The organism is Falsibacillus albus (genome assembly GCF_003668575.1).
GTDB classification, from domain to species: domain Bacteria; phylum Bacillota; class Bacilli; order Bacillales; family DSM-25281; genus Falsibacillus; species Falsibacillus albus.
Map to the genome: position 1 here is coordinate 129,058 of NZ_RCVZ01000006.1, position 13,124 is coordinate 142,181.

Genomic DNA, 13,124 nt, shown 5'->3' on the forward strand with positions numbered 1-13,124 from the left:
AAAAGAAGTACCTGAGAGAGTGTGTAGACCTTGAAATAGTCAGCGGGGGTGAGGGTCTTGTATAAAATCTTAACAGCAATTGGGGATGAATTTGAATCAAAAGGTGTCCAATGGCTTCTGGATTCATCAATTTCAAATATCAAAGTCCTTGTCGCCGCATCTATTAAAGAAACGATAGATGTCCTTGAAAATGAAAAACCGAACATTTTAATTTTCGATATGAATTTAATGGCTCAGGATGAAATCGAGCAGTTGAAAAAATCAATAAAAATTATGAAGCCCCATGTAATGACGATTACAGTTGAAGATACATTTGAAGTGGCAAAGAAAGCGATTGATTTGGGGACTTCAGAATTATTGATTAAACCATATGCACCTCAATCCATGGTGAGCAAGGTAAAGAGTCTGATCCGAGACTTCGAATCAGCTTCAAAATCACATGTTCATCCCTCCTTGTATCCAAATCAGAGTGTTATTCAATACAAAGATATTTTTCTTCCATCCAATAAAAAGACACAACCATTTACGATGATTGCCATTAAGAGTGAAAAGCACTCTGATTATCGAAGCTTATTCTCCTTTGTGGAAGAATACCGCTTTTCCATCAGGCCGTCATTCTTGCCGATGGATGATCACATCCTTTGTATATTCACCAAAAAGAATGAAAATTGGCTGGACGAATTCAAACGTTTTTTAGCCTCTTGGAATGAGATAGGAAGGGGAGCCATCTCCATCGTGATTCACTCAGGGGATGAATCTTCCATAAATGATAGATACATAGAAATTAGGAAAATGACTGAAGTAACATTTTTTGAAGGATATGAGCTGGTTCATGAATTCTTTCAGCCATTAGTATGGAAATTCATCGACCCATTCCTGACACCGACTGAACAGCGTAACTGGATCGACTGGCTGAATCAACAAAATATGAATCTGGTGAGAGGATGGCTTTACGACGAATTTTTAACGTTTGTCCATCCTTACCCCGATCCAGGATTGCTTCGTACAAGACTGACAAGTGTATTGGCACAGGTCAGACGGCACATGACATCCCATGGAGTCAACGAAGGTGAACTGGAATCGGACTATCTGGAAGTCTTTGACTGCATACTATATGCCCCTCTCATTCACAGGATTGTTGAGAGGCTTGTTCATTTTATTTCAAAGGTATTGGCTGCCATCAATGAAAAAAGTCAAATCAGCAAGCATCATGATCTCATCGAGAAGAGCATTTCCTTCATGAAAAAGAATTATTGGAATAAAGAACTCGATTTACAGATCGTCTCCGATATCATTCAGCGCAATCCCTCATATCTAAGCAACTTGTTTACAAGAAAAACTGGTAAAGGGTTCCGTGAAAAATTAAATGAAATCCGCATTCATGAAGCAAAGAAATTACTCCTGGAAACAGAATTGCCATTAAAAGAAATTGCCTATTTGTGTGGATTTCAAAACCAGCAGTATTTTTCCCGTGTTTTCCATAAACAGGAAGAGACATCCCCAAAAATGTTTCGCATGGAGCATGCGGAAAGAAATGGATGAGGATGGGGATGATATTCACTGAGCACCACTGGTGAGAGATACTCATCTGACAGATTGATGCCCGTCAAGGCGGGAAATGCGAGCTGACGGGAATCAGAATGATGGTTTGGTGCCCGTCAAGCCGCAAAACGCGAGCAGGCGGGAATCAGAAGGTCGGTTTGATGCCCGTCAAGCCGGGAAACGCGAGCTGGCGGGCATCAGAAAGGTGGTTTGGTGCCCGTCAAGCCGGGAAACGCGAGCTGACGGGAATCAGAAAGGTGGTTTGGTGCCCGACAGCACGGAAAACGCGAGCTGACGGGAATCAGAGGGGCGGTTTGGTGCCCGTCAAGGCGGGAAATGCGAGCTGACGGGAATCAGAAAGGTGGTTTGACGCCCGTCAAGCCGGAAAACGCGAGCTGACGGGAATCAGAAGGTCGGTTTGATGCCCGTCAAGACGTGAAACGCGAGCTCGAGGGAATCAGAAAGGTGGTTTGGTGCCCTTAAGCACGGAAAACGCGAGCTGACGGGAACCAGAAAGGTGGTTTGGTGCCCGTCAAGGCGGGAAACGCGAGCAGACGGGAATCAGAAGGTCGGTTTGGTGCCCGTCAAGCCGCAAAACGCGAGCAGACGGGAATCAGAAAGGTGGTTTGATGCCCGTCAAGACGTGAAACGCGAGCTGACGGGAATCAGAAAGGTGGTTTGGTGCCCGTCAAGACGTGAAACGCGAGCTGACGGGAATCAGAAGGTCGGTTTGATGCCCGTCAAGACGTGAAACGCGAGCTCGAGGGAATCAGAAAGGTGGTTTGGTGCCCGTCAAGGCGGGAAACACGAGCTGACGGGAATCAGAAAGGTGCTTTGGTGCCCGTCAGCACGGGAAACACGAGCAGGCGGGAATCAGAAGGTCGGTTTGATGCCCGTCAAGCCGGGAAACGCGAGCTGGCGGGAATCAGAAAGGTGGTTTGACGCCCGTCAAGGCGGGAAATGCGAGCTGACGGGAATCAGAATGATGGTTTGGTGCCCGTCAAGCCGCAAAACGCGAGCAGGCGGGAATCAGAAGGTCGGTTTGATGCCCGTCAAGCCGCAAAACGCGAGCTGACGGGAATCAGAAAGGTGGTTTGATGCCCGTCAAGCCGGAAAACGCGAGCAGGCGGGAGTCAGAAGGTCGGTTTGATGCCCGTCAAGCCGGAAAACGCGAACTGGCGGGAATCAGAAAGGTGGTTTGGTGCCCGACAGCACGGAAAACGCGAGTCCACGGTCATTAGAATGTCAAACTGGTGCCGGTCAATGCTGTCAGCAAATGATATCGGGCACCAATAATACACCAAAACCCGAAAAGGCCAACTGGCACAGCACTTACCCAGCCATTGTTCAATCCAATGGGTCTTTAGAGGTTCCGTACTTGATGACATCAAAAATAGCTTGTCCATCACTTGGTTTTCCGTCCCCTGTTCGGAAAGGGAATAGTGAAAAGAAAATGTAGTAGACTGAAAAATAAACAAATTGATAGAAAAAGATACTCGGTTGAAATACACCTGAAAAGATAAGAGAGTTTACAAATAAAATAGCCGTCAGATTAAACATGCTTCCTGAAATGTATATCAAGACATGGACCCATTTTTTATCATAAGTGAGATCCTGATATTGACACCAGCCCTCCATAAAATAAAGTCTTCTGATTTCGACTGGCCCAACATGCAGTAGCGTTTTTCCTGTGCCAAGAATAAACTTGATTTTTGCTCCAAAAACACGTGCTGATAGGACATGGCCTGCTTCATGAATGAAAGTGACGATCGGAAGAGTCAGGAAAAACGCCAGAAAAAACATCCACATATCGTTTAGCGTGAACAAGAGATTACCTCCAATTTTATGTAGTGTTAGTGAATTGTTCTAACACTTCTACCACATTCCACATGAAATAACCTTTCTAATAAAAATTCAACTTTAGAAACATATGGAAAATCAAAAATAAGTATAAAAATTAAATAAAAATATAAACAAAGTCCATTTTTTCATTGTATGATAATTTATATATATAAGAAAAATATAAAAATTCTAAATTTTTTATTCAGTTCTATTCAGTTATCAAAGATAAAATAAACAATAAGAACAAAAAGGAGGTAAATAAATTATGAAAGCGGATACAAATAGATCGATAACAAATTATCAAGGTTCAGAACTGCACGCCAAGGGCTGGGTTCAAGAAGCGGCATTGAGAATGTTGATGAATAATTTAAATAAAGATGTGGCAGAAAAGCCGGAAGAATTGGTTGTTTATGGGGGAATCGGCAAAGCCGCAAGGAACTGGGAATCTTATGATGCCATTGTCCGGACCTTGCATGAGCTCGAAACGGATGAAACGCTGCTTGTTCAATCAGGAAAGCCGGTTGCTGTATTCAAGACCCACAGCGATGCACCGAGAGTTCTCATAGCCAACTCCAATCTGGTCCCGGCATGGGCGAATTGGGAAACGTTCCATGAACTGGATCGTAAAGGGTTGATGATGTATGGACAAATGACAGCCGGGAGCTGGATTTATATTGGAAGCCAAGGGATTGTGCAAGGAACATATGAGACATTTGCTGAATTGGGCAGACAACATTTTAACGGGTCTCTCAAGCAAACCATTACTCTGACAGCTGGACTAGGAGGAATGGGAGGCGCTCAGCCTCTAGCTGTGACGATGAATGACGGGGTTTGCATTGCAATCGAAATAGATAAGACTCGCATTCAGCGAAGAATCGATACAAGATATTTGGATGTAAGCACTGATTCACTGGATGAAGCCATTGAAATGGCCAAAAAGGCGAAAGCTGACGGTAAGGCATTGTCGATCGGGCTGCTTGGCAACGCTGCAGAAGTCCTTCCAGAAATGATTGAAAAAGGATTCATTCCGGATGTGTTGACCGACCAAACGTCCGCGCATGATCCATTGAATGGCTATGTTCCGGAAGGGTACAGCTTGAATCAAGCCGATGAGCTCCGTGAAAAAAATCCGAATGATTATGTCAAAAGATCAAAAGCAAGTATGGCCAATCATGTAAAGGCGATGCTTGTCATGCAGGAAAAAGGAGCCATTACATTTGATTACGGGAACAATATCCGTCAAGTTGCACTGGATGAAGGCGTGCAAAATGCATTTGAATTCCCAGGATTTGTCCCTGCTTATATTAGGCCTCAGTTTTGTGAAGGAAAAGGTCCGTTTAGATGGGTGGCATTATCCGGTGATCCGGAGGATATCAGAAAGACGGACGAGGTAATCCTTAAAGAGTTTAAGGAAAATGAGGCACTATGCAAATGGATTCGGATGGCACAGGAAAAAATCCAATTCCAGGGGCTTCCATCCCGCATATGTTGGCTCGGGTATGGTGAACGCGCAAGATTCGGTAAGATCATTAATGATATGGTTGCCAGCGGAGAGTTGTCAGCACCGATTGTCATCGGGCGCGATCATCTTGACTCTGGTTCGGTTGCATCACCTAATCGTGAGACGGAAGGAATGAAAGATGGCAGTGATGCGGTAGCGGATTGGCCGATTTTAAATGCATTGATCAACGCTGTTGGTGGTGCAAGCTGGGTGTCCGTGCACCATGGCGGCGGAGTTGGTATGGGATACTCCCTCCATGCAGGAATGGTCATTGTTGCCGATGGGACGAAGGAAGCAGAAAAAAGACTGGAGCGGGTATTGACTACAGACCCTGGGATGGGAGTCGTTCGCCATGTCGATGCAGGGTATGAACTTGCAGAGGAGACAGCGAGGAAAAACGGTATCAACATTCCAATGATGAAAGACTAACAGGGAAGTGCAGCGGAAGTCAGCCATTGGCTGAAAAATTTTTTTATCTCTTTTTAATAAAATCCACTCACTACAAATTACGAAGGAGGCCGAACATTGTCAAACCACACATTATTCATTAAAAATGCAAATCAAGTGATCACACTTCATGGAAATTCAACAAAACCCTTAAAGAAAAAAGAAATGAATGAACTTCACATCATCGAAGGCGGAAGTATATTGATCATCGATGATCGCATTGCTGCGATTGGCAATGAAACTGATTTAGTAGAAAAATATAAAAATGAAATCGAAGAAGCAGAGGTCATAGATGCTGAAGGGAAAATCGTTTTGCCTGGGCTTGTAGATCCACACACGCATCTTGTCTTCGCCGGGAGCCGTGAAGAAGAGTTCAATATGAGATTGAACGGGGCCACTTATATGGAAATCATGAACAATGGAGGAGGGATCCATGCCACGACCTCCAAAACACGGGAAGCATCACCTGATGAATTATTGAAGGAAAGCAAGAAAAGGCTGGATTCTTTCCTTATGCATGGGGTAACCACTGTTGAAGCTAAGAGCGGTTATGGGCTTGACTGGGAAACGGAAGAAAAACAGCTTCGTGTAGCAAAACAGTTGAATGAGGAACATTTGGTCGATGTGGTTTCAACGTTTATGGGTGCTCATGCCGTTCCAGCCGCTTATAAAAACAACCCGGATGAATTCGTGGATTTGGTCATTAATGAAATGCTGCCAAAGGTTGCTGGTGAGAAATTAGCAGAATTCAATGATGTCTTTTGCGAACGCGGCGTTTTTACTCCGGAGCAATCGAGGAGAATTTTGAAAGCAGGGAAAGAACTTGGATTGATCCCCAAGATTCATGCAGATGAAATTGAACCATATGAAGGTGCCGAGCTGGCGGCAGAAGTTGGTGCAATTTCTGCAGATCATTTACTGCGTGCTTCTGATGAAGGGATAAAACGGATGGCAGAAAATAATGTGATTGGTGTGCTTCTTCCAGGAACAGCCTTTTTCTTGATGGCAGAATCTGCAAAAGGAAGAAGGATGATCGATATGGGAATGTCTATCGCCCTTTCCACAGACTGTAATCCAGGGTCCTCACCGACAACTTCCCTCCCTTTGATGATGAACCTTGCTTGCATGCACATGGGATTGACTCCTGCTGAGGCAATTGCTGCTGCTACCATTAACGCAGCTCATGCAATCAACCGCGGCCATGAAATCGGCAGCATCGAGGTGGATAAAAAGGCTGATATCACAATCATGGATGTTTCAAACTATATGAAGCTTCAATACCATTATGGTGTGAATCATACAGATACCGTTATCAAAAATGGACACATTGTCGTTAAGGGTGGAAAGCTATGTTAAAAACATTACAAGGGCTGCCGCTGGAGCCCCCGGCATTTGCATGGGCAAAGTCAAAAAGCACGGAGGGTAAAGTTCACGATTGGATACAATCAGTTGAAAGACTTGACGGCAAAGTGGATTCGGAATGGGATGTGGTATTCTTTGGGGTTCCATTATCCCGTTCTTCCATCAGTGCATCGGGAGCATCTGAATTTCCGGATGCATTTCGTAAGTCGTGGAAGGGTTTTTCGACCTACAACTTGGATGAAGAGGTTGATTTGGAGTCGTTGAATGTGTTGGATATAGGGGATGTCGCAATGCATTTTACAGATATCACGAAATGCCATTCCAACATTCTGGAAACGATGGAAGGTGTTTCGAAAAATTTCTCCCGATCGATGATTTCCGCCATAGGGGGGGACCATTCCATTACAGCGATGCTTGTGAAAGGGATAAGAGAAGCCTTCCCTGAGGAGTCGATCGGGATCCTGCAGCTCGATACGCATTTTGATTTACGTGACTTGAAAAGCCATGGACCGACAAATGGGACGCCCATACGAAACTTGATTGAAAGTAATTCTGTAAGGGGAGAAAATGTCCATAATATTGGGCTTCATGGATTCTTCAATACGAAGTCGTTGGTTGATTATGCAAAAAAAGAAGGTCTGAATTTCACGACGATGAGAAATGCAAGGAGACAAGGGATTGTGAACACAGTCCAAAATGCGCTCGAAAGCTTGGCGGAAAACGTCGATCGCATCCATTTGACGGTGGATATGGATGTTCTCGATATAGCAGGGGCCCCTGGAGTGCCAGCTTCCACACCAGGTGGGATGTTGACCGACGAACTTTTTCAGGCAGTCTTCCATGCTGGGATCCATCCGAAAGTGAAGTCGATGGACATCGTGTGTTTGGACCCGACAAAAGACCATCAGGCACAGCCAACCGTCAAAGCGGGAACGCATGTCTTTTTGTCATTTTTATCTGGGTATTGTAAGAGGGGAGAAAAATAAACTGAAGGGGTCGGGAGAAATATGGAGAATGCGGTTTTGAAACAAAAGCAAGATCCAAAGATTTCTACACCTAGATCATCTGCCAAGAATACTGCTAAATTTTTGATTTACAGCGGAATAGGAATATTCATGTTTTTTATTCCAATCACAATCAATGGAGCCTCCTCCATCTTGCTGGATCATATCGTGTCAGCAATAAGGAATGAAGTTCCAGCTGTCGTGTCCTACTATGCGCTGCTAGTCATATTAGCCGGTGCCATCTATCCTTTTGCCGCAAAAACATGGAAGAAAAACAAAGTTAATGTGGTATTTTCCATATTAAAAATTTTGGGGTTCGTGACTGGGAGTATGATCGTCTTCAATATCGGGCCCAAATGGCTGTTTGATCCGGATATGGGACCGTTTTTATTTGACAAACTGGTCATTGCAGTCGGGTTGCTCGTCCCGATAGGGTCGATTTTTTTAGCGTTGCTGGTCGGATATGGTCTACTCGAGTTTATTGGAATATTAATGCAGCCGGTCATGAAGCCGGTTTGGAAAACACCCGGACGCTCCGCCATTGATGCCGTTGCATCATTTGTAGGTAGTTATTCTATAGGACTCCTTATTACAAATCGTGTATTCAAGGAAGGAAAATACTCCATTAAGGAAGCAGCCATCATCGCAACCGGATTTTCTACCGTTTCTGCGACATTTATGATCGTCGTTGCCAAGACGCTCGGTCTCATGGATATATGGAATACGTATTTTTGGACTACATTGATCGTTACATTCCTTGTCACAGCATTGACGGTACGGATTTGGCCATTAAAATCCATGAGCGAGGAATTCTTCGATGGAAAAGGGTCTCCTGAAGAACCGGTGAGCGGCAGCCGCTTCCGCACTGCTTGGAAAGCGGCGATGGAAACAGCAGAGAATTCACCTAATCTCTTCCTAAATATATGGATCAATTTAAAAGATGGTTTCATCATGACCATGTCAATCCTTCCATCCATCATGTCGGTAGGTTTGCTTGGGTTGGTATTGGCAGAATATACACCTGTATTTGATGTCATCGGCTATATCTTTTATCCATTCACGGCATTGATGAAGGTGCCGGAACCGATGTTGGCTGCAAAAGCGAGCGCTGTTTCGATTGCAGAGATGTTCCTGCCGGCTCTTTTAGTCACAAAAGCCGCCTTGGCAACGAAGTTTGTGATTGCAGTCGTTTCTGTTTCAGCGATTATTTTCTTTTCCGCCCTGGTTCCGTGCATTCTTTCAACGGATATCCCGATAACATTGCCAAAATTAATAGTGATTTGGGTGGAGCGGACAATTTTAACCATTCTGATCGTGACGCCAATCGCCTATATATTACTTTAGGAGTCAATACAAAAAAACTGTCATTTCCGTGCAGAAGAGCATGGGATGACAGTTTTTTGTTTGTGCTATTTTCTAAAGGCCGTTAACTCAGTCATCGTGCGTTGGTTGGACCTTAATAGGTCTTATATTTATTGCCGCACCTCATAAAACAGAAAGGTTTGTGGAAGACTTTCACTAACTACACACTTTGAGGTAATAGAATGAGAAAACATTCGGAGAAAGACACCGGAAAAAAGGTAGAAATGGTGAAAGAGCTGCTTGGAAACCCTTCTGATTTAGTCATTTTACATAAAGAAATCAGTGTCAATGATGAAAAAATGCATTTTGATATGCTTCGCATTGATGGTATATCCGATTCGAAGATCAGCATCGAATTTATGAATCAACTTGACCTGAGTGGGATTGCTTCTCTCCATGATATTCAACAAGAGTTAAAAGAAATCGGCATTAAAGTAACGACTATAAAATTAGGTAGTGATCTCTCTCCTGCAATTTCCGCCGTGTTGGATGGCAATACGGTTGTATTTTTTTGTGAAAGCAGTGAGGTCTTCATTCTCGATTCTTCAAAATACGAAAAGAGGGATATCACGGAGCCGACATCCCAGACAGTCATTCGTGGCCCTAAGGAAGCATTTATCGAATCCCTAAGGAGTAATACATCCCTTGTCCGAAAAAGAGTGAGAAGTGAACAATTGAGGATTGAAAGCTTTAAAGTTGGGAATACCTCCAAAACAAATGTTGAATTGATGTATTTAGCCGATCAAGTCGATGTGGAATGCTTGGATAAACTGAGGATGCGAATCGAAAAAGGCATGGCGGACATCATTCTGGAAACAGGATATATTGAAAAGATGGTTCAAGATCAACAACAAACCATTTTTCCGACGGTCATGAACACGGAGAGACCGGATGAAGTAGTAAGTAATATCCTGATGGGCAAAATTGCAATATTCGTTGATAATACCCCATTCGTGTTGCTTTGCCCCATCACTTTTTTCCAATTCTTCCAGTCGCCGGAGGACTACTACCATAATTTCAATATGGGCATATTGATTCAAAGTCTCCGTTTTATCAGTTTTTCTTTGTCATTGGTGGCGCCTGCTTTATATGTCGGATTGATCACCCATCATCATGCAATGATTCCTACACCTCTTTTAATCAGCCTGTATGCACAGCGGGAAGGGATTCCCTTTCCAGTCATCATTGAAGCATTGCTGATGGAATTCATATTTGAAATATTAAGGGAAGCGGGGGTTCGCATGCCCCGTGCAATCGGTCAGGCAGTTTCCATCGTTGGTGCACTTGTTATCGGGCAAACTGCTGTGCAGGCAGGTTTGGTTTCCACTGCGGTTGTCATTGTAGTTTCGATGACAGCAATCTCAAGCTTTACAATGCCCAATTATAACTTGGCCATCACCGCCAGGATTCTTCGGTTTGTCTTTATGGGATTATCGTACTTCATAGGATTTTATGGGCTGCTGCTAGGATTGATCATTCTATTCGGTCATCTCATAATGATCACTTCCATCGGACGTCCGTACTTAAGAAGCTTAAGCAATAAACTTTCGACATAGGTGATGACATGATGAAAAAATTCCTGATTTCTTTCCTTATATGCTCCATAATTCTATCAGGTTGCGGGAGCCAACATGAAATAAATGAAATGTCCATCATTATTGGGGTGGGCATTGACATGGTAGATGACTCCACTTACCAATTAACCTTGCAGATCGTTAACCCCAGTGCAATTGTGGCTGGAGGGAATACCACATCCGGTCCTAAAGCCGTGCCGATAATAAACGTTGTGGGCAAAGGGCAAACTGTTGTAGATGCCTTGCAAAGTGCAACTACCAAGGTTTCCAGACCAAACTTTTATGCCCATTTATCCTTGATTGTCATTGGACAAGCATTGGCTGAAAAAGGGATTTTGGAAGTGCTTGATACGTTCGAGCGAGATTCACAAGTACGGCAGAACACACCTGTTCTCATTGCAAGGAACGAGATGGCATTTGATGTCCTTAATACTTTGACGGCACTTACAAATATCCCTGTAGTCTCCCTGATTGGAAAGATAAGAAACGTGCAAAATTTATTCGGGGAGACTGTGGATATTAAATTATACGAACTCATCAGTTCTTTTGAGGATGAAAAGACTGTCCCTATCTTAAGCGGTGCCACCGCTCCAAAAGATGATCCTTTTGCTGGCTCTCAGAGTAATATCGAACAATCATCTCCACTGACAAGCAAAGTGAATGGGATAGCAGTCTTTCATAAAAATGGAAAGTTGAACTACTGGATCGATGATGAACTTGCCAGAACGACCCTCCTGCTTAGAAATGATTTAAAGGAAACCATTTATTCTGAAAAATGTGGAAAAAATAAACATATCAGTCTAAATGTTTCATATTCGAAATCTGATAGCTCCGTGAAATTCTTTGGAAAGAAACCATTGTTATCGGTCAACGCGTATCTAGAAGGTAATATTGACAGCAACGGCTGTTCTGACATTACGTTGAGCAAGGATGAAGACTATAAGAAAATCGAACAAAAAGTAAGCAAAGATATAAAAAATAATATTAAACAATTGTTGAATGTTACGGAAAAACATCAATCAGATTTTTTAGGTTTCGGTCAATCCATTCGTATACACAATCCAAAAGAATGGAAGAAAATAAAGAGCAGTTGGCCTGAAACGTATAGCAAAGCTGATATGAAGGTGAAGGTTGAGTTTCATATCAATAACTCAGGTTCTACGAGAAACCATATGAAAGTGGATGAGCAGGATTGAACAACATAAGACAAAATGACTTTTTATCATTAGTGGTACTTTTCATCGTTGGAAGTGCAGTCATGCTGGATGTGGGAAGGGATGCCATGAAAGACAGCTGGTTCGCCATTTTTATGGCCTATTTATTCTTCATCCCAATGAATTGTATGTATTATTTATTGTACAAAACGAATGAAAGCTTAAACTTCCTAAAGCTACTTCAGTATGCATTCGGCAAATGGGTTGGAAGTGCGGTCAACTTCATATATATTGTCTATTTTCTATATATAACCTCAAGAGTGTTAAGGGATTTCAGTGAAATCCTTCAAATCGCTGCATTCCAAAAAGTCTCCCTTGCAGTACTGGCCATGCTGATGATGCTCGCCATCATGTATTTTGCAGAAAAACCGATCGGTGTATTTTTCATCCTGACAAAATATTTGTTCATCATCATTTTTGCCACATTCATCGTCGCAGTTATGTTTGAGGTTGTTTCAGGCATTATCCATATTGATAATGTAAGACCATTTCTTGAAAACGGGTGGGGGCCAGTACTAACAACGATTTTCCCTAAAGTACTTACTTTTCCCTTTGGTGAACTTATTGTATTGATGGTGTTTTTCGTAAAAGTGAAAAAAGAAAAGAAATTTGGATTCAAGTTTGTCGGAGCAGTCGGGGTAGGGACATGGATATTGGTAACCACTTCTTTTTTGCATGTTGCCATATTAGGTGCAGTCACGGTCAATCGTACTCATTTTCCAATTCTCTCCAGCGTTTCCGTCATTAACATATCCGACTTCATCCAAAGGGTGGATTCTTTGATTGTCATTTTGACAATCATATTAGGTTTTGTAAAAACCAGTGTATTTTTTATTGCCTCCATCGAATCAAGCAAGGAGTTATTAAATACAGATAAGAATATGATTATCGTTCCACTTGGCATATTGGTTGTTTATTGTTCTTTGGCCATTTCGCCTAATTTTCCTCAGCACATCAAGGAAGGTATAGATATCGTCACTTATTATTTGCATGTTCCGCTGCAAATCATTTTCCCAATCATTTTATCAGGAGTGGTTTTCGTAAAGAAAAAAATAAAAAAGGAGCCTATTTCCCTTTCTTGATCACCAAATAGGAGAAAAGAAGGCCGAAAGCTATCATCAATGAAAAAATATCATCTTTAGGCAATGTATAAAACATATTAAAAAAATTATATTTTATTTCCCTCCAGGTGTATCGCTGGATGAGATCCATCGATAAGACCACCAATAAAGTAGCAGCATATACAGAGGCAAGGAAAAAAAGTTGTTTCTTCATC

Annotated in this window: 13 protein-coding genes; 11 read left to right on the forward strand and 2 right to left on the reverse strand. The window is 42.7% G+C overall.

All coding sequences use genetic code 11. The features are described from left to right. Positions 1–57 precede the first annotated feature (57 nt). The 4 genes from D9X91_RS10550 (at position 58) to D9X91_RS22350 (ending at position 2,617) form a co-directional block, all read left to right on the forward strand. The gene (locus D9X91_RS10550) at positions 58–1,542 is read left to right on the forward strand and encodes a helix-turn-helix domain-containing protein (protein WP_158598287.1); all 1,485 of its coding nucleotides are present in this window, start codon (positions 58–60) and stop codon (positions 1,540–1,542) included. 98 nt (positions 1,543–1,640) lie between these two features. Next, positions 1,641–1,889, forward strand: coding sequence for a hypothetical protein (locus D9X91_RS10555; RefSeq protein ID WP_148709067.1), 249 nt, complete (start codon positions 1,641–1,643; stop codon positions 1,887–1,889). Positions 1,890–2,059: 170 nt separating this feature from the next. Further along, positions 2,060–2,293: a hypothetical protein gene (locus tag D9X91_RS22345; protein ID WP_148709068.1), complete on the forward strand. Its 234-nt coding sequence runs from the start codon at positions 2,060–2,062 to the stop codon at positions 2,291–2,293. Positions 2,294–2,371: 78 nt separating this feature from the next. Beyond that, a complete protein-coding gene (locus D9X91_RS22350) occupies positions 2,372–2,617 on the forward strand; it encodes a hypothetical protein (protein ID WP_148709069.1) in 246 nt (81 codons plus the stop codon). A 272-nt stretch (positions 2,618–2,889) separates the two neighbouring features. Here the strand turns inward: D9X91_RS22350 and D9X91_RS10565 are convergent, their stop codons facing one another. After that, positions 2,890–3,369: a site-2 protease family protein gene (locus D9X91_RS10565; protein ID WP_233569765.1), complete on the reverse strand. Its 480-nt coding sequence runs from the start codon at positions 3,367–3,369 to the stop codon at positions 2,890–2,892. Positions 3,370–3,649: 280 nt separating this feature from the next. On the opposite strand from D9X91_RS10565, the gene hutU reads away from it, so the two are divergent. The 7 genes from hutU (at position 3,650) to D9X91_RS10600 (ending at position 12,930) form a co-directional block, all read left to right on the forward strand. Continuing rightward, on the forward strand, positions 3,650–5,314 hold the full coding sequence (gene hutU, locus D9X91_RS10570; RefSeq protein ID WP_121680584.1) for a urocanate hydratase: 1,665 nt from the start codon (positions 3,650–3,652) through the stop codon (positions 5,312–5,314). 96 nt (positions 5,315–5,410) lie between these two features. Further along, the gene (gene hutI, locus D9X91_RS10575) at positions 5,411–6,688 is read left to right on the forward strand and encodes an imidazolonepropionase (RefSeq protein ID WP_121680585.1); all 1,278 of its coding nucleotides are present in this window, start codon (positions 5,411–5,413) and stop codon (positions 6,686–6,688) included. Next, positions 6,682–7,680 carry an agmatinase family protein gene (locus D9X91_RS10580; protein ID WP_121680586.1) on the forward strand — a complete coding sequence of 333 codons (999 nt, stop codon included), beginning with the start codon at positions 6,682–6,684 and terminating at the stop codon, positions 7,678–7,680. Before hutI ends, D9X91_RS10580 begins: the two co-directional genes overlap by 7 nt. Positions 7,681–7,701: 21 nt before the next feature. Continuing rightward, the gene (locus tag D9X91_RS10585) at positions 7,702–9,042 is read left to right on the forward strand and encodes a YjiH family protein (protein WP_121680587.1); all 1,341 of its coding nucleotides are present in this window, start codon (positions 7,702–7,704) and stop codon (positions 9,040–9,042) included. A 200-nt stretch (positions 9,043–9,242) separates the two neighbouring features. Beyond that, entirely contained in the window at positions 9,243–10,616 is a 1,374-nt protein-coding gene (locus tag D9X91_RS10590) for a spore germination protein (RefSeq protein ID WP_121680588.1), read from the forward strand. A gap of 11 nt (positions 10,617–10,627) precedes the next feature. Next, positions 10,628–11,830, forward strand: a complete 1,203-nt coding sequence (locus D9X91_RS10595; protein ID WP_158598288.1) for a Ger(x)C family spore germination protein — start codon at positions 10,628–10,630, stop codon at positions 11,828–11,830. Next, positions 11,827–12,930: a GerAB/ArcD/ProY family transporter gene (locus D9X91_RS10600; protein WP_121680590.1), complete on the forward strand. Its 1,104-nt coding sequence runs from the start codon at positions 11,827–11,829 to the stop codon at positions 12,928–12,930. The genes D9X91_RS10595 and D9X91_RS10600 overlap by 4 nt, the downstream gene beginning before the upstream one ends. Here D9X91_RS10600 and D9X91_RS10605 read toward each other — a convergent pair. Continuing rightward, positions 12,914–13,123: a hypothetical protein gene (locus D9X91_RS10605; RefSeq protein ID WP_121680591.1), complete on the reverse strand. Its 210-nt coding sequence runs from the start codon at positions 13,121–13,123 to the stop codon at positions 12,914–12,916. The genes D9X91_RS10600 and D9X91_RS10605 overlap by 17 nt on opposite strands. Position 13,124: the final 1 nt, after the last annotated feature.

Coding starts and splice junctions, on each gene's coding strand:
- D9X91_RS10555 (WP_148709067.1), top strand. CDS start 1,641: ATGATGGTTTGGTGCCCGTCAAGCCGCAAAACGCGAGCAGGCGGGAAT.
- hutU (WP_121680584.1), top strand. CDS start 3,650: ATGAAAGCGGATACAAATAGATCGATAACAAATTATCAAGGTTCAGAA.
- D9X91_RS10580 (WP_121680586.1), top strand. CDS start 6,682: ATGTTAAAAACATTACAAGGGCTGCCGCTGGAGCCCCCGGCATTTGCA.
- D9X91_RS10585 (WP_121680587.1), top strand. CDS start 7,702: ATGGAGAATGCGGTTTTGAAACAAAAGCAAGATCCAAAGATTTCTACA.
- D9X91_RS10590 (WP_121680588.1), top strand. CDS start 9,243: ATGAGAAAACATTCGGAGAAAGACACCGGAAAAAAGGTAGAAATGGTG.
- D9X91_RS10595 (WP_158598288.1), top strand. CDS start 10,628: ATGAAAAAATTCCTGATTTCTTTCCTTATATGCTCCATAATTCTATCA.
- D9X91_RS10605 (WP_121680591.1), bottom strand. CDS start 13,123: ATGAAGAAACAACTTTTTTTCCTTGCCTCTGTATATGCTGCTACTTTA.